The following is a 20,723-nucleotide window of genomic DNA, read 5'->3' on the forward strand; positions in this document are numbered from 1 at the left end:
ACTGTTGACCAAAAGTCACCGCATCACATTTCTCCGTTTGCCGGTCAACCTCGGCTTATAGACCTAGCGGGGCGTTTTTGTGAATCATCGCACTTTGCTATCAAATGGTTTTTTCTGGCAGAAAATCTGGTGTAAAGTTACTGGAGTCGTCAAGGCGACAAGCAATTGAATATGCGCCCATAGCTCAGCTGGATAGAGCGCCTGTCTACGGAACAGGAGGCCGGGGGTTCGAATCCCTCTGGGCGCACCAAAAAAAAATTCCCACTCAATTGAGTGGGATTTTTTGTTTAAGTACGTGCACTTATTTAGACACCGTGGGATCCACGTAAAATAAGTTTCGTGGGCATAATGATTCGCTCGGGCACAGATTCCCCATTGATTCGCTGGACAACTATCTCTGCCATTTTCGCTCCCTGTTCCTCTGCATTCTGCGCCACGGTTGTCAGCGCAGGCGAAGCATTTCGCGCAAATGAGTCATCATCGATAGTCGCAATAGCAATGTCGCTCGGCACCATCAGTCCGGCATCAGCGATCACCTTCATCGCACCAAAGGCCATCTGCGCGCTGGCAGCGAATAGTGAATCGATTTTTGCTCCGCTTGCCAACAATTCGCGCATGGCACTTTCTCCACTATCGGGGGTGAAATCACCGACTGCTACTGAGCCAGCCGGCAAACCCGCGTCTTGTACCGCTTGTTCAAAACCTCGTTGGCGATCAATAGCGGCACCCATATTTTGTGGTCCGGAAATCGTTGCGGGATGTTTCCGCCCGGTTTTTAGCATCGCTTCGGTTGCTTTGCGGGCAGCTGCAGCATTATCCACGTCTACAACAAAGACGTTTCCGTTTTCGTTACTCATCGGACGGCCGCCGAAAACCAACGGCAATGAGCCGGCCAATTCGCTATAGGAACTATCGTCGGCATGATGCGAAAGTATTAATGCACCATCAACATTTCCGCCACGCAGATACCTGCTGGTTTTTGCCGGATCTGATTCCGTGGCAATGAGCAAAGAAAGTGTGAATTCTGTAGTGCTCAGATACATTGCAGCGCCTTGAATCACCGAGGCGAAATATGGGTCTGCGAAAAATTTGGCAGTGCTTTCCGGGATCACCAAAGCTATGGAATTAGTCCGGCCCTGCGCCAAAGAACGAGCCGCCCGGTTGGGAACGTAGTTTAATTCCGCGATGGCTTTCTCCACCGCGCGCACGACATCTGCTTTGACCTTGTCAGAACCGTTGACCACGCGTGAAACGGTTGCTCGCGAAACTCCTGCGCGCTCGGCTACGAGTTCCAGCGTTGGCTGTTGTTTACGTGGTTCGGGCATCGTGACTTCTTCGCGGTAGCTGGGTTATTCCTTATTACTAGTGTGTGGTGCGTGGCGCTTGACTAAACGCCACGCACCGATGCTATGCCATTGTACGGTTGGCTGCGATCAGTCCTGCGTAGGCCCGACCGCTGTCCTTAATAATGCGCTCCTGCGTTTCATAATCCACATAGATAATGCCGAATCTCTTCTGATAACCCCAAGCCCATTCGAAGTTATCCAACAATGACCATACGAAATATCCGCGGACGTTCACCCCATCCTCGATTGCACCAGCGACGGCATCCAGATGGTCAAAGATGTACTCACAGCGTTCCGTGTCTGCAACTGTTCCATCCGACGACAACTCATCGGTGTACGAAGCTCCGTTTTCGGTGATATACAGCGCTGGAAGATCCGCATACTCGGCATTCAACCGGTTCAGCAGCACCCGCAGACCCTGCGGGTTGACCTCCCACCCCATAGCGGTACGCGGTAAGTCCCGGCTCGGGAAGGTGACGTATTCGCTGCCAACAAAGGGCGAGGATTTAGGAGCGTCGGTGGGCATGACGGCCTCAGGACCATCGCCTGCCAACGGATGTCCGGAGACATTGTCGTCGTGATAGTGGTTCACACCCAAAAAGTCGATGGGCTGGTGGATGATTTCCAAGTCGCCTGGCTCAATAACTTCGGCCAGTCCCAGTCCGGCGACATCTTGTAAAAGATCCGCAGGATATGAACCGCGGAGCAACGGATCTAAGAACATCCGATTCCATAGCGCGTCAATCCGTCGTGCCGCTTCCAAATCCACGGGATCCGTGGGGTCGTTAGGCACCGCGTTGGTGAGGTTCAGGGTGATGCCAAGTTCTTGAGCACCAAGTTCACGCAATCGTTTTGTCGCTAGCCCATGGCCAAGATGCTGATGGTGCACCGCTGCCAAAGCCGCCGCCGGTTCTTGACGTCCAGGTGCGTGCTCGCCGGCGGCATATCCAATGAGCGAAGAGCATAACGGTTCATTAAACGTCGTCCAGTGATTCACCCGGTCACCGAGCTTTGCATAGACCGCTTCCGCATACTCGGCAAACTTATAGGCGGTATCTCGGTTGGTCCAGCCACCTTGTTCTTCAAGTGCTTGTGGCATATCCCAGTGGTAAAGAGTCAGCCACGGCAGAATCCCATTCTCCAACAGCTCGTCTACTAACCGTGAATAGAAATCGAGACCTTCGCTGTTAACACTTCGCCCTCCTGGAACGATGCGGGCCCAGCTGGTGGAGAATCGGTACGAATCTAGGCCGAGCTCGCGCATCAACCCCACGTCTTCCTGATACCGATGGTAATGATCCACTGCTACTTTGAGATCGTCCCCTCCTGCAATCACCCCTTCTTTTCGTGCGAATGCGTCCCAGACGGAGTCTTCTTTACCGTAGCTGTGGCTCGCTCCTTCGATTTGCGCGGCCGCGGTGGCCGAGCCCCAAAGAAATTCTTTAGGCCAAGCAAAGTTTTCAGATAGATGTTTCGTCATTAGCCCTTTACAGCTCCTGCCATAATTCCAGATACAAGTTGTTTGCCCGCCACTACGAATAGCAATAACAACGGGATGGTGGCCAGCAAGGCTCCGGACATCACAATCGTGTAGTCCACATATTTCGCGGATTGCAGTTGGCTCAGGGCCACCTGCAGGGTGGGGTTTTGTGGTGCTACAAGCATTGGCCAGAGATAGTCTGTCCATGCGGTCATGAAAGTGAAGAGAGCCAGAATAGCCATTGCCGGGCGCGCTGCCGGCACTCCTACATGCCAGAAGGTTCCGATCATGCTCGCCCCATCAATACGGGCGGCCTCTATCAATTCATCGGGCACTACATCCACCAAATATTGGCGCATGAAGAACACGCCGAAAGCGGTAACCAAGGTGGGGACCATGACCGCCCCTAGCGAACCAGTCCAACCGAATTCCTTCATGACCATGAACAGCGGAATAATACCCAGCTGCGTTGGGACGGCCAGAGTCGCGATCACGAAAACGAGTAGCCCCTGTCGCCCACGGAAACGTAGCTTAGCGAATGCGTATCCGGCCAAGGTGGAAAATGTGACTACCGAAAGGGTGATGACCGAGGAGACGAGGACGCTATTTGCTAGAGCTCCCCAAAAATCAATGGTGTTAAAAACCTCGGCAACATTTTTCCAGAACGCGCCGCCAGGTAACAGCGGTGGGTAAGTTGAGGCGAACACCGCTCCTGTATTTGAACCAATCAACAGCGAATACCACAACGGGTAGGTGCTGCCCAGGAAAAACGCGATCAATAATCCATAGGTCAGAAATCCAGGACGTCGGTCCATCGAGAAATTTTTACCTTTGGCACCAAACTTTTTAGCTGCCGTAGTTTTAGTTAACGTTGCGCTACTCATGGGATTCTCCGCCCTTTTCGCCAGCCGTTCCATTCGAGCCGGGCATACCGTTTGAAGCAATCTTTGACTGCGCCATTTGCACCGCGTGTTTGTGCGCTATGCGTTGCTGACGACGGTTTTTACGACTTCCCCCTTCGGCAGATGAAGCAATTGAACCCGACAGGAAGAAGTTAACCAATCCGATCAGGATGATGATCAAGAACAGCATCCATGCGACCGCAGAGGCGCGGCCAAAGTCGCCGCGGTTGAATGCCAGATCCCACAGGTAGAGCACTGTGGTCTGGTATTCGCGTTCGGGGCCGCCAGGCACCGAACTGCTGGGATTGAATAGTTTTGGTTCGGTAAAAATCTGTAGTCCACCGATAGTTGCGGTGATGACGACAAAGATCATTGTGGGTCTGATACTTGGCAAAGTAATTGCGAAGAACCTACGCAGTGAACCGGCCCCGTCAATTGCTGCCGATTCGTGCAGTTCGCGGGGAACTGCCTGCATGGCTGCCAAGAGAATCAGTGCATTATACCCGGTCCAACGCCAGTTCACCATGGTCGCGATGGCTAGATGGGAGGGAAGTACTTCGCTCTTCCAGGCCACCGGATCAAAATTAATGGTTTGAAGCAGGTTGTTGATTAGCCCGTATTTCTCATCAAAAGCCGAGGAGAAGATTAGCGTGACAGCTACAGGAGTGACCACGTAGGGAATCAGCACGCTCATCCGCCAGAACGTTTTCGCGCGGATATTCTGATCCAGAATGGCCGCGATGAACGTTGCTACGAGCAACTGCGGGATAGCCGAGAGTAGGAAGATGCTGAACGTGTTGAACAGCGAGTTCCAAAATAGCGGAGAGCTAATTTCGGCTATGTAGTTGTCTAGGCCCACCCATTCGCCGGCTCCTCCGAGCAGATCCCAGTCATTGATGGAAACCACGAAGGTGTAGATCAGTGGAAAGAGTCCGACCAGAGCGAACAGAATAAAGAACGGCGAGACATAAAGATACGGCGAGTATTTGAAATCAAACTGTCCCCAGCGGTGCCGGCGACGCATTTTCTTTTCCTGCACCGGATCGCCGGCGCGATGAACCTCGTCAGGGGTTGGCTCCCCCGGTGGCACAGCAGCTCCTGCGGCGTCCGAAGCATTGTTGGTCATGATGCTCATTATCGATTTCTCTTTCCCAATAGGCCGGCCGATGATTCAGCCGGCCCACCGGCGGTGATTACTTGATGTCCAAGTTCTTCATAGTCGACATAGCTTCATCCCATGCGGCTTGTCCATCCTTGCCACCATCCAAAGCGATCGTTGCTGGACCAAAAACCTGCTCTTGGATGACCGAATCATCGGCCCCCTTGAACTGTGCTTTCACACCCTCCGCGCGTTCGGCCAGTAGTTGACCGATCGGAGCATCATTGAAAAATTTGGTCAGTTCGTTGCTTCCGGTAACCTGCTCGGAGCTCTGGGCTTCAAGGTTGCTTGGGAACGTTCCGGCTGCTTCGAATGCTGCCGCCTGAGACTGTGCACTGGTCAGCCACGTAGCGAGTTTGGCTGCTTCGGCTGGATTCTTCGAGGTGGTAGGAACGGTGAGGAAGGTTCCTCCCCAGTTCGCTGGTCCGCCTGGGAAGACCCCTGCGAAGTCCCAACCCGAGGTTGCGTCGCCGCCTGCACCTTCAACCTGCCCCTTGACGTTGCCTAGCATCCAACCTGGGCATGGCATGGTGGCGAAGGAACCATCCAAGAAAGCTTGCCCTTTACCCCAGTCCCATTGGGTCTGTCCGGACGATAACCCTGCTTGGGTAGCATCCGCCAGCATCTTCCAGCGGTTACTAAGTTCGGCGTTACCGTCAATATTCAACGACCCGTCCTTTTTGTAATACCCTTCGGCGAGTTGGTTGACCATGGCGTTCCAGACAAACCCGGACTGATCAAACCAGGCCTTTCCGGTTTTTTCCTCGTATTTTTTACCAGCGGCAAAGTAGTCTTCCCAAGTGGAATCCTGTCCACCAATGAATTCAGCAAATTCGCTACGCTCGGATGGCATACCGGCTTTTTCAAGGAGTTTCGAGTTAAAGCAAATTCCTTCCGGGCCAATATCGGTGCCGTAGCCGATGATACGTCCGTCTTTGTCTGTTGCCTGCTCAACTTTCCAGTCGACCCACTGGGACTTGAGATCTTCTATTCCGTAGTCACGCAGATCGCTAAAGGAATCAGAGACGGCCATAACCTGTCCTAGCCAGCCCTCTTCGACTGCCTGGATGTCAGGAAGACCGGCGCCTGAAGCCTGCTTGGTTTTCCAATCGACCAGCGCATTGCCACCGGTGTCGATGTTGGTTGCTTCGATAGTGACGCCGGGGTTTTCCTTTTCATACTTTTCGTACAAGTCGTCCAGACCCATCGCGCCGAAAGTCGTGACCGTCAAGGTGACCGGGTTGTCTGTTGATGCCGCGTCCGCCTTCGGGGCATTGCCGGCGTTGCTACAACCTGTCGCTAGCAAGGCAAGAGTGCCTAACAGTGCGACGGATTGCGCGAGCTTTGTTTTGCTCGAGGTTTTCATGATGTCTCCAGGTGTGAGTGCGGGTATAAGAAGTCGAGAGGCTCTGTCACATCCAAAATGAGAGCGCTCTCAGAGTAGAACAGGTGTCCACCCTTTCGAGTTTCCACCGGGCCGTGAAGCATAAAAGCGCTTAAAGCAAACACCGTGTGAGCGCTCTCACAAATCATCTTTCCAATATTCTGCCCGATCACAAACCGTTGTCAAGACCGAACTCCCGATCACTGAGCAACCCTTTACCTTTTGGAAGTTCTTTATTTTCAGCCAGCGACTAAAAGAATATAGGTCAGAGCGTGCATTCGATCAACGTCTTCCCCAGCCGGCGGTGAAAATTTTTCTCCAAAGAAAATCCGGCGGATCAACTTTGATCCGCCGGATTCACCGCGTCTACTTCTTGTTCAGCTGAAGTCCAACAAGCACCGGATCATGATCCGAGGAGCGGAATTGGTCAGGGGAGAACAACTGAGCCACATTGTTGTTATAGCGGCTGTATTCGTAGGCGACGGACTCCGTCGCGTTGATATTCCAGATTGTTTCGCCGGTCACCGACGGTGCAATTTCTGCCGACCCGAGCACATGGTCCAGCGACCCAGTTCGACCTCCAAAGAGGTAGCTTTGGGTACTCGCCTTCGCACCCAAATCAACATAGCCGGCCCGAGTCATTACCTTGATAGGGTCCTCTGCCGAATAGGAATTGAAGTCACCGGCCAACAGCACCTTGCTGGTGTTTCGTTTCTTCTTCAGCCCTTCAGCGAATTCCACTAAGGCTTCGGCCTGTTCGACGCGCGCGGCGTTCCACGCTCCTGCGCCATCACCCTGATCTGCATTCTCGGAGCCATCCTTGGGGTCAGAACCTTTGGACTTGAAGTGATTCGCCACCACAAGGAACCGAGTCTTAGAGTTACCACCTACACGCTGGAACGCCTGCGCCAGCGGATCACGAGCATTATCAAAGGCAGCATCATCAAGCACTACCGATTCATCAATGAGCTTCACCGCATCACGCTGGTAAATCATGGCAGTGCGAATAACATCTTCGTCAGCCGGAAGTTCCGCCGGGCTAGGGGCGAAACTCCAGCGCTTTGCGCCGGCTGCCTCATTCAACGCGTCCACCAAGATCTGCAAGGCGGCGTCACGGTCTTGACCAAGACGAGCGGAATTTTCAATTTCTTCAAGAACTACTACGTCTGCATCAAATTTGTTCAATGCCGTAACGATCTTGGACTGCTGACGCGCTAGGTTTTCGGCGTCTGCAGCACCACGAGCATCACAACCGCTGCGTACCGAAATCGGGTTCCCCTCCCGATCGGTGTAGTAATTGCACCCCTGAAGCTGATCTCCGGTGGTGGTGAAGAAATTCAGTACGTTGAAGCTACCTACACTGACGTTTCCACCAACCTCAGCCGGGACTTCGTTCGCTACTTGCTCAAAACTCACCGGAATGTCGGAATCCTGAGCACCGACCACCTGCCCCTGCGGTTGCAGTCGCCACAGGTCGTAGCGGTAATCCATGATGACCGGAGCGGTGAAGGTCGCTCTTTTGCCTACTGTGACATGCTCAGTCGCCGAAATGTACGGCAGTTCAACGAGTTTGTTCGCCGCGGCACCCAAGAAATTCAAGGTAGCACCGTCATCTAGAATCAATGCGCGAGATTTATTTTCGGCTTCCAGGGCTTTGGCTTCATCGCTTCCGGGAGCGAAGACGTCGGTTGCCTGACGCAGGGTGCGCTCTCCGTCGAGTATCGAACTGGTGCCTTCGGCCAGGGTAATTTCTCCGTACTGATTCAGACTGTAATTATCAGCAACGGTCCATTGACCTTGTGGGTCAATCAGCATTCCTTCAAAGCGTTCACGTGCAGCATCAGTGTCAGGAATATCGATAGCCAGCGGCTTGATCGCTTCCGCAGGCTCGGTGAGCACTTCAACTCCCTGAGCCGTAGCGCTAATTTGAGTCATTCCGTAGTATTCAGCAACTTCACCGGAGACCTGGACATGATCACCTACCGCCACCTTCGCGGCACCAGCCGAATACACAAAAATCGCTGAGCTGCCAGTCGAAGAGATCTCACTTCCCGAACCAGCCGTCTGGACGTAGAAGCCTCGGATGCCGCCTTCTGAGTAGGCCCCGGTGACCACCCCTCGAACACTTACCTGCATGCCGGCCATTTCTGTGGTGCTTCCGGTGCCCTGAATTTCTTCGATCTCGGTCAATTCATTACCGGTTCCGGCCGCGGAGGCAGGCGCCATCATTCCAGCAACCAATGCGGCGCCTAGACAGGTAGCTGCAAAGGCTGTCGTGGTGCGTTTCTTCATGGATAGTCCTAGTTCGTTGTAAGTACCCCAGCGCGGTAGCGCTCGGTTGACCCGCAATCGATTCAATCAGTCGCTAATGAATTCAGGATGAATCATCGGATAGTTTCCGGTTGTTGGCCCATGAACCATCCAAGACCATGACGCGCGTCACGTCTACTGGTGAGTAAATAAACTTCCGCGCTAATTGAACTGACCGGTCAGTTCAATTACTATTAAACGGTGTTAATTGCTAATTCATTGAGCTTCAAAGGGCGCCACGGCCAGCTCGTCGACGAGACCTCCCTGGCAGTCGAGCGAGGTGCGCTATTGCTTGTGGTTGCCGATGCGCAACTTGAGCGCACCGCTCTCGCCCTGATGCTTTCTGGACGAATGAGCCCTAGTTCGGGGACTGTCCAGTGGTCTACGGCGCCTGGCATGAAAACGCTACGTGCACACAGTGCGCTCGTTGACTCTCCGCAAGTCAACGAGCCCGAGGCCCACCTAAAGGTCCGAGACGTAGTTAGCGAGGATCTAGCTCTAGTTCCCGGGCCATTCTGGCGCCGCCCGCAAAGTAAGAAGTGGTTAGCCAAACATGGTTTTGACCACCTCGCCGGAGACTGGATCGACACTATCGACCCGCTGATCCGTCTAGACCTGCTTACTCGGCTTGCCATAGAAAACCACAACACCGATTGCCTGGTTTTTGATTCTCCGGACCGCCACGGCATCGATGAACCGACATGGCTGGAATCGTTGGAAGAACTAACCCATACACGTCGTCAGCTCACCGTCATCGCCGTTGTTTCTAGAGTCCCTGATAGTTGGGAAGGGCCAGTCGTTTTCGCCGGATAAACAGCCACCATCGAAGACTCAGCACTGCGAACCGAGACCGTCCCACAGGTTGAAAATGATCCGGAGGCCCACGATGCCGATGCCGATGTCGAGAACGATCCGGCACCGGAACTGCCGACGGACGAACCCAAGGACACCGAGTACGTAGAAGCAACCAACTCAGCGGGGTCTATGGTGCTTGAGGATTCCCCAGCAACGGGTACCACCTCTGAAATAGTCAAAGAGTCCGAGCCGCCAAATACTCCCGGGCTCTTGGAATCGTCACCGCTTCACCGCGAAGCACCTGGAGCTCCCGAAGTACCTGAAACTCCTGCGCAAGACGAGGCCGAGCTTGCAGCAAAATCATCCACCCCAAAGGACTAACTCATGACGACTCTGGGACTTGCTCTCTCCGAGCTCAAGCGCATGACCCGTGGAACCTTGCCCAAATTGGCACTGATCGCGGTAACCTGCGTACCCTTGCTCTACGGGGCCCTGTACCTTTATGGCAACTGGGACCCGCAATCAAACCTCAGCGGCATCAAAACTGCATTGGTGAACCTCGATGAGGGGGCCGACCGAGACGGGAAAGCCACGAAGGTTGGTGATGAGGTAGTCGATTCTCTCTTGGAAGACTCCACCTTCGACTGGGAAGTAGTTGACTCACAGCAGGCTGCCGCTGATGGTGTTGCCCACGGCGACTATGCATTCGCGATGACCATCCCCCAAGACTTTTCTGCTTCCCTCACTTCCCCCGCCGAGATGAAAAAAGCCAATGCGGCAAACCTCGAGCTGACCACAAATGATGCCAATAACTTCATGGCCAGTAACTTCGCCAAAACCCTGGCCACCGAGGTACGGGATTCGGTGTCAAAAGAAGTTGGAACCGAAACCGCTGAAGGCATGATTGCTGGCTTTGTCGACATCCACAAATCAATGGGCGAAGCTGCCGATGGTGCCAAGAAACTCTATGACGGCACCATTACACTCTCGGATGGTGTGGTGACCGTACAAGATGGCACCGCGCAGTTAGTCACCGGCGGAGCCAAACTTGAAGACGGCGCACAGGCGCTCCATGATGGTACCGGCACCCTGTCCAGTGGCTTAGGCAAATTGACCGACGGCCAAGACAAGCTTGTCTCTGGTACCCATGAGCTCTCCAAGGGCAGCACCGAGCTAAATTCGGGAGCCCAGACACTGAGCAAGGGTCTAAATACCTTAGAATCAAAAACATCTACCCTGCCTAGCTCGGTCTCTAAGCTTAACGACGGAACCCAGAAGGCCGCCTCCTCGGCTGACCAATTAGCCACAGGTTCTCGGCAGGTGGCCGACGGCAACGCAAAACTCAGCGCCACCGCGGACGACGCTATGAGCGTGATCCAAGATTTGCAGACCGATGCCCAAACACGACTGAATCAAGTAGAAAAGAACACCACTGACTTCTTGAATGCTCAAGTCACCGCAGGCACTCTGACTCAAGAGCAAGCAGATCAGATCTCCGCGCAGCTGGAATCCACCGTAAAAAATTCTACGGTTACCCAGCAGCTCAATACCAAGGTCAAAGATGTCAACGCAAAACTTAGCTCTACGCAAAAAGACCTGAACCAGCTCGCGGAAGGTTCTGAAAAAGTAGCCGACGGCAATAAGCAGTTAGCCAGCGGATTACACACCCTCGCGCAGGGCACCAAAAAATTGGACGACTCAGTGCCCGCTCTTGTGGACGGAATCTCTTCCGCGGCAAATGGCGGTAGCCAGCTTGCCAATGGCTCTCAAAAACTGGCCGAGGGAACCTCCACCCTAGAAGAGGGGCAAAAATCTGCTCTGTCGGGAACCAAAGAAGCCGCACAAGGCAGCAAAAAACTTAATGCAGGTGCCCAGGAACTCGCTACGGGAACAGGCACGTTACATGACTCGTTGATCAGTCTTGATGAAGGTGTGGGCAAGCTCGGCGACGGCGCTCACGAACTTAAAGATGGTTCCGGCGACCTGTCCAAGGGCCTAGTCGATGGCGTAGATCAGGTACCAAATCCCGATTCGGCTGCTTCTGATCAATTAGCAAACGTGATCGGCGACCCGCTTCGAGTGAACTCGAATGCCCAAACTAAAGCAGGCGCATACGGCGCAGGGCTGGCACCGTTCTTCATGACTCTAGCCACCTGGATTGGTACATTCATCCTTACCCAGGTCATGCGCCCGGTCAATAATCGCGCGTTGGCTTCTAATGGTAGAAGCTGGAAGATCGCTCTCGGAGCGTGGCTTCCCTTTGCCTTCATCTCCGTTATTCAGTGCACCGCCTTGTATGCGGTAGTAGTTTTCGCCATCGGATTGGATCCGGTACACCCGTGGCTGACCTGGGCCCTACTACTCCTAGCTTCGCTTTGCTTCAGTGCATTGATTCAAGGCATCTGTGCCCTATTGGGTGCCGCAGGTAAATTTGTGGTGCTGCTGCTGATGGTTCTCCAGTTGGTGACTGCCGGAGGCACATTCCCATGGGAAACGCTTCCGGCCCCTTTGCAGTTCTTGCACCAGATCCTGCCGATGAGCAATGTGGTGGCCGCGCTGAGGCACGTGATCTACGGTGCTGATCTGAGTATGCTTGCTAGTACTATCCTCCCGGTGATCGGATACATGGTGCTGGGGCTATTGTTGAGTTTCTTGGCAGTGCGCAAGCACAAGACCTGGACGCTGAAGACGTTACAACCGGAGCTGACGGTATGACCGCATCACCTAACTCGCGCCCCCGTACCCGGGCTACTGCTTCCAAGGAGCGATTGTTCGCGGCATCAATGCAGCTCCTCGGGGCACGCGGACCCAACGCAGTTTCGGTAGACGAAATCGCACAAATTGCTGGAGTCTCCAAAGGAACCGTGTATTACAACTTTGGTTCCAAAGACAAGATGATTGGTCAAGTTTTGGAGTTCGGTGCTGACATGCTGGTTGCCCAGCTAGTCGAGGCATCCACACTCTCCGAACCTCGGGAAGCCCTACGCACTATGGCAACAATCGCCATTGATTTTGTCGAGAAATATCCTTCCTTCGCACAAATCTGGATCAGTGAACAGCTCCGCCCCGAAAGCGGCTGGGGAGAACAAATCACCCCCGTCTATACCCGGGTGACCTCAACAATTATTGAAGTCATAGACCGGATAGTTGTTTTGGGCCAAGAAGAAAAACAACCGGTGGCTACCGCGCTCTTTGGTGCGGCCTTATTCTCGGCGCGGCTACGCTCTGCCTCGGTGAACCCGGAGGACCGCGAAACAATCTTGAACTCCGTGCTGTTCATCGTTGACGGACTGTTAGCAACACACGAACCGGTCACGGATCACTAGCCAGCTCTTGAGTTGCTCGCGACCATCTTATTCTTCGTCAACCCGTGCCGGCTGCAATACCGCCACGTCCTGTAAAACCGTTGGTTCCCACGTGCGCGTGGCTTTGATTCCGGTCATTTCACCATGGAAAATTACCACGCCTGGGTAGTCGTTAAGCCGCGCAGCCAGGTTAGTTCGGGCTTCTTGCGGTAACCGGTTAATGATCGAATCAACAATGAGAACTGCCGGTTGTCGCAACAGGGCACGCGCCATGATCAACGAGGCTCGCTGAGCGGAGTCCAAAGGCTCTCCGCCACGACGCAACATGGTGCTTTCGCCCTCGGGAAGACTCGTCACTTCAAGACCGCACTCATTGGCTATACGTAGCGCGCGTTTGGCCGAGGAGCCGGGATGGCGATACGTCAGTGCACGAAGTACCGTGCCGCGTTCGAGGACCATCGTGTTCAAGGCCGCGCCTACCATTTTGCGCCGTTCTGTAGCCGGCAAATCCTCGCTTCGGCCTTCGGCGATCCACAGCCCGCCTAAACGCTGAGCATCTGTTCCGACGCGGCCGGTAGCTAACGCTTCAAGCAGGGTATGCGCTTGTGCTCCAGTGCCCAGAAGCTGTATTCGCGCTCCGCCTTGCGCCCGCAATGGGGGCCAGCCTTCTAGTCCTTCGGCCGTGGGGCGAATCCGCACCGCTAGCTCCTCAAGGTTCAAATCTTTGGCTACTCGGGTAGAGGTAAGTTGTTGTTCGGCTTCACGCCAAGATTTCTCCTGTTCAAGCAGCGGGGCAATGATCCGCCGGCCGGCTCGATAGTTTTGCCGATATTCAACTATTCGGCCCCATTCCCCCATGGTTCCAGCACAGATCCCCATCAGTGTTAGTGCGCTGGCTAATAATCCTGCGCCTAATCCTGCCCATGAGCCAGCTGCAACGACCAGCGCTGTGCCCACCAGCGGTACGCTCAATGCCCCGGCTCGCAGCGCTCCGGCATATTTTGCCCGGTGCACCGAGGCATGCACAACTTTTTGCGCACTCTGATCCACACGTTGCACCTCGCGGTGCACCCCACCGGCCGCGCTAATGGTGGTGGACGCTGACACCGTGTCGGCGATGCGCGCAGCAAGATTGCCCCGGTGCCGCCGTAGTACTCGCGCGGTGCGCAGGGCCCCTCGGGCCAAGCCGGCGAGCAGACTCACCTCCAACAGCACTGGAATCACTAGGGCTACAGCCAAAAGCGGATGCAAAAGCCCCAAACCGAAGGCACCAAATATAATCAGCGGGATTCCCGCAATCAACGGCACAATCCCCTGGGTGACCCAATTCCGGATGGAGGACAAATCATTGCTGGAGCGAGCTACGGTAATTCCAACCGATGGCCCCCGGCTCGCCTTAAGCGCGTGGGATATCAAGGACACCCGTAGCTGAGCCACGTAGTGCTGACCGAGTTTTTCGGCCAATACTCTCTCGGCAAATTTTCCGCCGAAGAACACCGCAGACAACACGATCACCCACAGCAGAGCTCCCAATGAGAAAGCTGCCGCGAGCTGCCCTACCTGCCATGCGATGATCACCGAGAGCACACCGACGGCCAAGGCCAGCACCAGCAGTGCCGCCAGCAGCATGCGCCGCCCGGGTGCATTCAGCGCTGGGAGCGCGGGGTCACGTTCCACTGGCTGTTCGGAATACATGCCGGACATGGATGCTCCTAACGAGTTGGCAGCAGTGCGCTAGCCACCTGGGGGTCACACAAATCGAAGGTATCGATGATTTCGCTCTCCATATGCGTACGAGCTTCCGCGGCGGCCAACGGGGATGCGGTGAGCACGCCGGAGACTGCGGCAAGGTCAAGGCCGGCGTCGAGAAGAATTCTCTCTCCGGCTTTGGCACCAAGCGCGTCTTGAGCGCTGAACAGCACCCGGTCAACGTGTTTCTTGAAGATTGGGTCGCCTAAGAGACGTGAGGTTTCACCCTGGAACAGTCCATCGGCGATCTCGATGATAACCGCGTCGGCACCGGTGGCAGTTTGCTCTTGGATCATGCAGACCAGCAGCTTACGCACCGTGTCATAGTCCAGACGGTAGGTGGTTGGGTAACCGAAGTCGGTGAAATCGCAGACGCTGAAGGCTCCGGCATCGGTGAATAGGTTGGGGTCGTTCCCGGCTCCGGTACCGGTGGCTTTACCGGCAGCAACGCGCAATCCCGCGTTATTCAAACCATTAACCAGGCAGCCTAGAGTCGTTGATTTTCCGGAGTTCATGGAGGTGCCGAGGACCGCGATCACCGGCACACGGCGTCCTTGGTCTTGTGCGCTGGCATTGACCGATGGGTTCTCGATGCTCAGCGGGGCAAAGTCCCGCAGGGTCACGGCTTTACCGCCGCGCATCAGCAGTCCAACTGGCTCCAGCTCGGTAGCCCGATCGATGGACGCGTGCTGCTGCTCGACCAGCGAGGCGACACCGCCGCCGGCCACCAACTGGCATGGCCCGAGATTTGCTGGAACGTGGGCGAGGAACTGGTCCGGAGCATATCGATCTCCGTACGCGACCATGACTTCTTGACCGACAAAGAGCTTTTGACGCCGCGAGTGTGGTGACTGCAACGCCGTGTGCTTGCCAATTTCGGTGACCTTCGCGATAACTACGTCACCGGCGCGGGGAACCATGGTTGAGCTGGCCACGATATGGAAGTCCTGGGGGTTGCGGTTTAGCTCGGCCGAAACAAAGCGAGTGGTGTAGGCCGCCTTGATGGTTGCTGCACGCACAGCGTCGAGCGTGAGCCGGGTATCGCCAATGGTGTAGCTCTCGGTGTTTTCATTCGAGATGATCTGTGTGTCAATGCCCATGGTCTTAGCCTTTCTGGCAACGGTCCCCCGAGAGGAAACCGTGATCTTCATTCGGCCCTGTGCCGCGATGAATCTCAGTCAAGCGAGTGAAGATGAACCAAAGATGAACCGTTCCTGAGCCAATGAGGAGAATTTGATGAGGAGACTCTCATCAGCAATTCATAAGACCAAACCATCATGGATTATCTGGATGACTTGGAACTTTGAAAATACTTGATGAGAATATTCTCATGCTTAGCGGGGGACATTAAAGTGGGTGACCCGCGCATCACGTGCGTCCAAATGCGAGTAAGAAAGTTCGGTTTCCAACACCGCAGTACCTAAGGTGGGGTAGTTCATGGCCAATTCATACACTGCTTCTTCATCGGATTGCACCGAGGCTAAACGCAGGGCAAGCTCTTGCAAAATTGGCTGATGCCCAATGACCAACAACGTCGAGACGGTATCTGGCACCTCGTTGATGATGGAGCATAGCGCCGAGGCTCCTGCACCATAAACTCGTGAGTCGACATATGGGGTAGGTCCCTTTTCGCCAAGCTCCGACAGCACCCAGGCGCAGGTCGAACGAGCGCGCAAGGCATCTGAACAAATAATGTAATCAGGTATCAGGTCATTTTCCACCAACCATGCTCCAGCCAACGGTGCTTCCCGGTGACCGCGAGCCGCCAGCGGTCGGTCATGATCGCTGATGCCCAAAGGGTAATCAGACTTTCCATGACGCATGAGTATCAGTCGACGCCGCTGCACAGTATTCATAGCTCAAGCTTAGACGTGTTGCGGTTAAACGACCGAGGCGAGCAAACCTTGCGGTTCACTCGCCTCGGCGGCAAAAGCTCTACTTAGATGGAGTATTCCGGGGCTGCCCAGACGACAACCTCTGGGTGCTCGTAGAAACGGTAACCCTGGCCGCGTACGGTGCGTACGGTGTTAGCCAAGCGGCCCAGCTTCGAACGCAGGCGACGGATGTGCACGTCGATGGTTCGCTCGTTGGGGATCTCCTCGGCATTGCGCCACAGGTTTTCCAGCAGCTCTTCACGTCCCACGGTGCGGGTTCCGTTTTCCACCAAGAAGTTCAGCAGTTCGAACTCCTTGAAGGTCAGGTTCAGCGTTTCACCGTCGAGGTAAACCTCGCGACGGGACAGGTCGATCAATACGCCGGATGGGCGAGGTGCGCTTGGGCGCGCTTCGGCACGGGGGCGGCGCGACAACGTCGGATCACCCAGTGCTTGACGAACTACGTCAATTGGCTCACCCTGTGCACTGGTCGGTGCCAATGCTACTGCAGCGTGGGTCTGGGCCTGTGGAGACAAGGTAGCTAAGAATGCGCGAACCTGAGTTGCGAGCTTGCCTAGTGAAGTCCCCTGCGCCTGAGCTGCAGCTTCGTCTAGTCCAACGTAAAGGACAAAGCCACGAGCGCTAGTGTCTACGCTTGGTGTACCCGCGGTCTGCACTGGCGCACTGGCGGCCTGATGCATCGGTTCACGTGTCTCATGAACGTTGTTGACCGCGCGCAGTGGACGGTAGCCCGCAGGGGCATAGCTTCCGCTGCCAGCGGCTGCGCGTTGCGCCGCCGCAGCTCGGTTCTGAGCGTTGCGAATTGAAACGTGTACGTATCCGGATCCAGCCGACATGATGACTTCCTTTTTGTGCGAAGGCCAAGTGATTTGGCGTTAATGCTTCGGGTTTTGCTTGCGCCGCCCATGACCTTCATTCACGAACAGCAGTTGGGTTTCCCGTCGATGACCCTGAGTTAGACAGCTTTTTTAATTAGCTTTCCCACTCAACTCCACCGACGCCGAGCATTCGACAACAGCACGCAAGCGTACCGTCAGGCCCTTGACCCTGACTGCTGTTGTTGATCTGCGCCGTACTCACACAACAAGTATTCCCCGTAACATTCGAAACTTGCAAGTAACAAAGGTCACCGCTGTTCAGCATGTGAGACGAATGTGTCCAAAAGTGACGGAGCACACTTTAGTCATTTCTCGGAAATCTAAGCGCTTAACTAAGCGTATTGATCAACTGAAACGCAGAAGTGTAGCAGTTTGACTATGCCATTCATGACTGTGAATAATCATTCAGCAGGTACGGCCGTCCACGGTTCAAACATTCGCAGAAGTTGCCCCTTGACCAAATTAACCGTTTACTGAATGGGTTTTTCCTGCATAAACTCGACTTGGAAGCATAGGATTTGCACAGCTAAAACATAAAGAAGCCCTATGGCAATAGGAGAAGCTGGTTAACATGAACGATTCGCGATTTTCTCCCGCCCAACTACCTCGACTCACTCACCCAGATGGCACTCCCATCAAAGTCCTCGTGGTGGATGATGAACCGTCATTGGCGGAATTAGTTGCCATGGGAACACGCATGCTCGGCTGGGAAGCCACAATGGCTCATGACGGCCCTGAAGCTGTGGCTACCGCGCGCTCGCTGTCCCCCGACGTGTTGGTCTTAGACTGGATGCTCCCGGGCTACGACGGGCCGGAGGTTCTGCGTAAGGTACGCACCTACCTCCCTGAGGTTCCGGTCTTATTCCTTACCGCCAAAGACGCTGTAGAAGATCGCATCGAAGGCCTCGGCGCCGGCGCCGACGACTACGTGGCTAAACCCTTCAGCCTCGAAGAAGTTCTCATCCGCCTGCACCGTCTGGTGGAACGCTCTGGTGCTTCAACCGCAGACTCTGCAGAGCTGGTAGTAGGAGATCTGGTGCTAAACCTTGATTCCCACGATGTCTCTCGCGCCGGGCGTTCCATTTCGCTCACCGCCACGGAGTTTGACCTGCTTAGCTACCTCATGAATAACGCCCGCCGAGTCGTTTCCAAGTCGCAGATCCTAGATAACGTCTGGCACTACGATTTTGACGGCCAGGCAAATATTGTCGAGCTGTACATCTCCTACCTGCGCAAGAAGATCGACGTTGATGCCGAATCAATGATCCACACGGTGCGCGGCGTGGGCTACGTCCTCAAGCCTGCTGCATGAGTTCGTTTCCTACGGGACTAAGGCCCAGCTCACCTCACGCATTACAGCGAAAGCTGCTGATTATTCTGCTCGGTTCGCTCACTGCCGTCTGTGTGCTGCTTGGCCTGCTCTACAACGCCGGCATGCGACAAACACTCATGGATCAGCTGCATGAACAACTCAACGCCTCGGTCGAACGCGCCAGCAGCTACTCGGTCGGTCTGGCTCGGCCCGATCAACGCTTGTATGCCCCCGGCCAAGCTGCGGGTACGCTCACCGCCCGCTTTGTGGACCGCTATGTATTCTCCGGCGATGTGCTGGATCAACACGGCGAACGAGTGATGCTCACCCAGGATGATGCGATTCATCTAGTGACCATCGATGTGAACTCTGAGCCTGTGCGGCGTTCCTTATCCGTAGGTGACTATCTGCTTTCTGCTGTTCCCGATCCCGGTTCCGGCGGCGTGCTCATCGTTGGCCTACCGCTGGACTCCACCGATCGCACGTTGCTTGAAATGGCCTGGCTGACGTTGTTCATCGCGATTAGCTTAGTGCTCGGTACCGGCCTAGTAGGGACCTGGCTGATCAGCCGCTCCTTCGCACCATTAAAACGTGTCGCCGCGGTAGCTTCCTCCGTGGCAGCCGAAGAACTTGATTCAGGCAAGGTGGAGCTGACTCAGCGTGTGGACTTAGCCGATGCCGTGCCAGGCACCGAAGTCGGAAATGTGGGACGCGCGCTCAATGCGATGCTCGACAACGTGTCCACCGCACTGACTGCGCGTGAAAAATCCCAAGATCAAATGCGCCAATTTGTGGCAGATGCATCCCACGAGCTGCGCACCCCGCTGTCGGCAATTCGCGGATACACCGAATTGCTCTCCGCCACCGAACATTTCTCGCCGGACGGCCGACGCTCCGTGGACCGGGTTCTGCAGCAAAGCCACCGCATGGGTTCCTTAGTGGAAAACCTGTTGCTGTTAGCCCGCTTAGATGAAGAAAACTCATTCACTATGAAACGTCTAGATCTCTGCGTGCTGACCGCCGACATCACCGAGGACTTTAAAGCCACCGCGGATGATCATCAATGGGAATTTAAGTGCCAGGCCCCAGGAACTTTTGTTGACGCCGACTCGGCATCGCTACGTAGGGTGATTACAAACCTGCTGGCCAACGCCCGCAAACACACTTCGGCGGGTAACAGCGTGACCGTCAGTGTGGGACAAGACCTGGAAAATAACGACGCTGTCTTGCAGGTACACGACACCGGTGAGGGGATCGCTGAAGACTTCCTGCCCAAGGTGTTTGAACGATTTACCCGCGCAGATAAGGCGCGTTCGGGCTCCGACGGCACCACTGGACTGGGTTTGCCGATTGCTAAAAGTATTGTCGAAGCGCATCGCGGCACCATTACGGTGACATCTCAGCCCGGTCATACGCTCTTCGAGGTGCGGTTGCCGCTGGCCGGCGAAGTGCCAGCCAGCGGCAACCCAGAAACCTTCGGATCAGAGGATTCCGCTTAGGCGATGGGTGCGGTGACGCCGTAGAGGCGGTCACCGGCATCTCCCAGACCCGGGATGATGTAAGACTTCTCGTCGAGCTTCTCGTCCATGGCTGCCAGCACGATGTGAATGCGATCGTCGCCCCCGTGGATTTCCTTCAGGCGTTCAACGCCTTCCGGAGCTGCGATCAGGCAGATGCAGGTCACCGATTCGGCGCCTCGGGCGAAGATGAACTTGATTGCCTCGGCCAGGGTACCGCCGGTGGCCAGCATTGGGTCCAGTACGAACACCTGACGGCCGGTCAGGTCATTTGGTACGCGGTCTGCGTAGGTGATGATATCCAGGGTCTCTTCGTTACGGGCCATGCCCAGGAAGCCAACCTCGGCGGTGGGGACCAAGCGGGTCATACCTTCGAGCATGCCCAAACCTGCACGCAGAATTGGGACTACCAATGGGGTGGGCTTCGCAAAAGTAATACCCGTGGTGGTGGCTACCGGCGTGACGACCTGAACTTCCTCGGTTTTCACCTCACGGGTTGCTTCATAGGCCAGCAGGGTGACCAGTTCGTCGGTCAGCTGACGAAAAATCGGGGACGGAGTGTTTTTGTCTCGAAGAACTGAAACCTTGTGTGCCACCAATGGGTGGTCGACTACCTGTACGCGCATAGGTAGAAATCTATCAGCCCACCGGGCCCGCAAACGAGAGAAAAGCCCGAAATTCCGGCGGAAAA

At 55.2% G+C, this 20,723-nt stretch carries 16 protein-coding genes and 1 tRNA gene; 6 read left to right on the forward strand and 11 right to left on the reverse strand.

The genetic code is table 11. The features are described from left to right. Positions 1-173 precede the first annotated feature (173 nt). A tRNA-Arg gene (locus VJ369_RS06210) sits at positions 174-250 on the forward strand. A gap of 55 nt (positions 251-305) precedes the next feature. Here the strand turns inward: VJ369_RS06210 and VJ369_RS06215 are convergent. The 6 genes from VJ369_RS06215 to VJ369_RS06240 form a co-directional block, all read right to left on the reverse strand. Beyond that, the gene (locus tag VJ369_RS06215; protein ID WP_324091227.1) at positions 306-1,325 is read right to left on the reverse strand and encodes a LacI family DNA-binding transcriptional regulator; all 1,020 of its coding nucleotides are present in this window, start codon (positions 1,323-1,325) and stop codon (positions 306-308) included. Between the two features lie 82 nt (positions 1,326-1,407). After that, complete coding sequence (locus VJ369_RS06220; RefSeq protein WP_324091228.1) at positions 1,408-2,826, reverse strand: GH1 family beta-glucosidase; 1,419 nt, start codon at positions 2,824-2,826, stop codon at positions 1,408-1,410. Then, the gene (locus tag VJ369_RS06225; RefSeq protein ID WP_324091357.1) at positions 2,826-3,641 is read right to left on the reverse strand and encodes a carbohydrate ABC transporter permease; all 816 of its coding nucleotides are present in this window, start codon (positions 3,639-3,641) and stop codon (positions 2,826-2,828) included. Before VJ369_RS06225 ends, VJ369_RS06220 begins: the two co-directional genes overlap by 1 nt. Positions 3,642-3,702: 61 nt before the next feature. Beyond that, positions 3,703-4,752: a sugar ABC transporter permease gene (locus tag VJ369_RS06230; RefSeq protein ID WP_324091358.1), complete on the reverse strand. Its 1,050-nt coding sequence runs from the start codon at positions 4,750-4,752 to the stop codon at positions 3,703-3,705. A gap of 169 nt (positions 4,753-4,921) precedes the next feature. Beyond that, a complete protein-coding gene (locus tag VJ369_RS06235) occupies positions 4,922-6,253 on the reverse strand; it encodes an extracellular solute-binding protein (RefSeq protein ID WP_324091229.1) in 1,332 nt (443 codons plus the stop codon). 384 nt (positions 6,254-6,637) lie between these two features. Beyond that, positions 6,638-8,563 (reverse strand): ExeM/NucH family extracellular endonuclease, encoded by a 1,926-nt coding sequence (locus tag VJ369_RS06240; protein WP_324091230.1) that lies wholly within the window; start codon positions 8,561-8,563, stop codon positions 6,638-6,640. A gap of 237 nt (positions 8,564-8,800) precedes the next feature. Between VJ369_RS06240 and VJ369_RS06245 the strand changes: the two genes are divergently transcribed. The 3 genes from VJ369_RS06245 to VJ369_RS06255 all read left to right on the forward strand — a co-directional run bounded on the left by VJ369_RS06245 (position 8,801) and on the right by VJ369_RS06255 (position 12,702). Continuing rightward, entirely contained in the window at positions 8,801-9,394 is a 594-nt protein-coding gene (locus VJ369_RS06245) for an ABC transporter ATP-binding protein (protein ID WP_324091231.1), read from the forward strand. A 366-nt stretch (positions 9,395-9,760) separates the two neighbouring features. Further along, positions 9,761-12,091, forward strand: a complete 2,331-nt coding sequence (locus tag VJ369_RS06250) for a YhgE/Pip domain-containing protein (protein WP_324091232.1) — start codon at positions 9,761-9,763, stop codon at positions 12,089-12,091. Continuing rightward, entirely contained in the window at positions 12,088-12,702 is a 615-nt protein-coding gene (locus VJ369_RS06255; protein ID WP_324091233.1) for a TetR/AcrR family transcriptional regulator, read from the forward strand. Before VJ369_RS06250 ends, VJ369_RS06255 begins: the two co-directional genes overlap by 4 nt. A gap of 27 nt (positions 12,703-12,729) precedes the next feature. Here the strand turns inward: VJ369_RS06255 and VJ369_RS06260 are convergent, their stop codons facing one another. From VJ369_RS06260 to VJ369_RS06275, 4 genes are all read right to left on the reverse strand, one after another. Continuing rightward, the gene (locus VJ369_RS06260) at positions 12,730-14,385 is read right to left on the reverse strand and encodes an ABC transporter transmembrane domain-containing protein (RefSeq protein ID WP_324091234.1); all 1,656 of its coding nucleotides are present in this window, start codon (positions 14,383-14,385) and stop codon (positions 12,730-12,732) included. Between the two features lie 8 nt (positions 14,386-14,393). Then, positions 14,394-15,530 carry a DUF1611 domain-containing protein gene (locus VJ369_RS06265; RefSeq protein WP_324091235.1) on the reverse strand — a complete coding sequence of 379 codons (1,137 nt, stop codon included), beginning with the start codon at positions 15,528-15,530 and terminating at the stop codon, positions 14,394-14,396. A 234-nt stretch (positions 15,531-15,764) separates the two neighbouring features. Next, positions 15,765-16,286 (reverse strand): histidine phosphatase family protein, encoded by a 522-nt coding sequence (locus VJ369_RS06270; RefSeq protein WP_324091236.1) that lies wholly within the window; start codon positions 16,284-16,286, stop codon positions 15,765-15,767. A gap of 83 nt (positions 16,287-16,369) precedes the next feature. Beyond that, positions 16,370-17,161 (reverse strand): winged helix-turn-helix domain-containing protein, encoded by a 792-nt coding sequence (locus VJ369_RS06275; protein ID WP_105677935.1) that lies wholly within the window; start codon positions 17,159-17,161, stop codon positions 16,370-16,372. A gap of 613 nt (positions 17,162-17,774) precedes the next feature. Between VJ369_RS06275 and VJ369_RS06280 the strand changes: the two genes are divergently transcribed. Then, entirely contained in the window at positions 17,775-18,515 is a 741-nt protein-coding gene (locus VJ369_RS06280) for a response regulator transcription factor (protein ID WP_096254153.1), read from the forward strand. Beyond that, positions 18,512-20,014, forward strand: coding sequence for a HAMP domain-containing sensor histidine kinase (locus VJ369_RS06285; protein ID WP_324091237.1), 1,503 nt, complete (start codon positions 18,512-18,514; stop codon positions 20,012-20,014). Before VJ369_RS06280 ends, VJ369_RS06285 begins: the two co-directional genes overlap by 4 nt. On the opposite strand, the gene upp is transcribed toward VJ369_RS06285, so the two are convergent. Continuing rightward, positions 20,011-20,658, reverse strand: a complete 648-nt coding sequence (gene upp, locus VJ369_RS06290; protein WP_105677932.1) for a uracil phosphoribosyltransferase — start codon at positions 20,656-20,658, stop codon at positions 20,011-20,013. The two genes, VJ369_RS06285 and upp, sit on opposite strands and share 4 nt — an antisense overlap. Positions 20,659-20,723 lie beyond the last annotated feature (65 nt).

This window comes from Glutamicibacter sp. (assembly GCF_035257265.1).
Lineage (GTDB): Bacteria > Actinomycetota > Actinomycetes > Actinomycetales > Micrococcaceae > Glutamicibacter.

Coding starts and splice junctions, on each gene's coding strand:
- VJ369_RS06215 (WP_324091227.1), bottom strand. CDS start 1,325: ATGCCCGAACCACGTAAACAACAGCCAACGCTGGAACTCGTAGCCGAG.
- VJ369_RS06220 (WP_324091228.1), bottom strand. CDS start 2,826: ATGACGAAACATCTATCTGAAAACTTTGCTTGGCCTAAAGAATTTCTT.
- VJ369_RS06225 (WP_324091357.1), bottom strand. CDS start 3,641: ATGGACCGACGTCCTGGATTTCTGACCTATGGATTATTGATCGCGTTT.
- VJ369_RS06230 (WP_324091358.1), bottom strand. CDS start 4,752: ATGCGTCGCCGGCACCGCTGGGGACAGTTTGATTTCAAATACTCGCCG.
- VJ369_RS06235 (WP_324091229.1), bottom strand. CDS start 6,253: ATGAAAACCTCGAGCAAAACAAAGCTCGCGCAATCCGTCGCACTGTTA.
- VJ369_RS06240 (WP_324091230.1), bottom strand. CDS start 8,563: ATGAAGAAACGCACCACGACAGCCTTTGCAGCTACCTGTCTAGGCGCC.
- VJ369_RS06250 (WP_324091232.1), top strand. CDS start 9,761: ATGACGACTCTGGGACTTGCTCTCTCCGAGCTCAAGCGCATGACCCGT.
- VJ369_RS06255 (WP_324091233.1), top strand. CDS start 12,088: ATGACCGCATCACCTAACTCGCGCCCCCGTACCCGGGCTACTGCTTCC.
- VJ369_RS06260 (WP_324091234.1), bottom strand. CDS start 14,385: ATGTCCGGCATGTATTCCGAACAGCCAGTGGAACGTGACCCCGCGCTC.
- VJ369_RS06265 (WP_324091235.1), bottom strand. CDS start 15,530: ATGGGCATTGACACACAGATCATCTCGAATGAAAACACCGAGAGCTAC.
- VJ369_RS06270 (WP_324091236.1), bottom strand. CDS start 16,286: ATGAATACTGTGCAGCGGCGTCGACTGATACTCATGCGTCATGGAAAG.
- VJ369_RS06275 (WP_105677935.1), bottom strand. CDS start 17,161: ATGTCGGCTGGATCCGGATACGTACACGTTTCAATTCGCAACGCTCAG.
- VJ369_RS06280 (WP_096254153.1), top strand. CDS start 17,775: ATGAACGATTCGCGATTTTCTCCCGCCCAACTACCTCGACTCACTCAC.
- VJ369_RS06285 (WP_324091237.1), top strand. CDS start 18,512: ATGAGTTCGTTTCCTACGGGACTAAGGCCCAGCTCACCTCACGCATTA.
- upp (WP_105677932.1), bottom strand. CDS start 20,658: ATGCGCGTACAGGTAGTCGACCACCCATTGGTGGCACACAAGGTTTCA.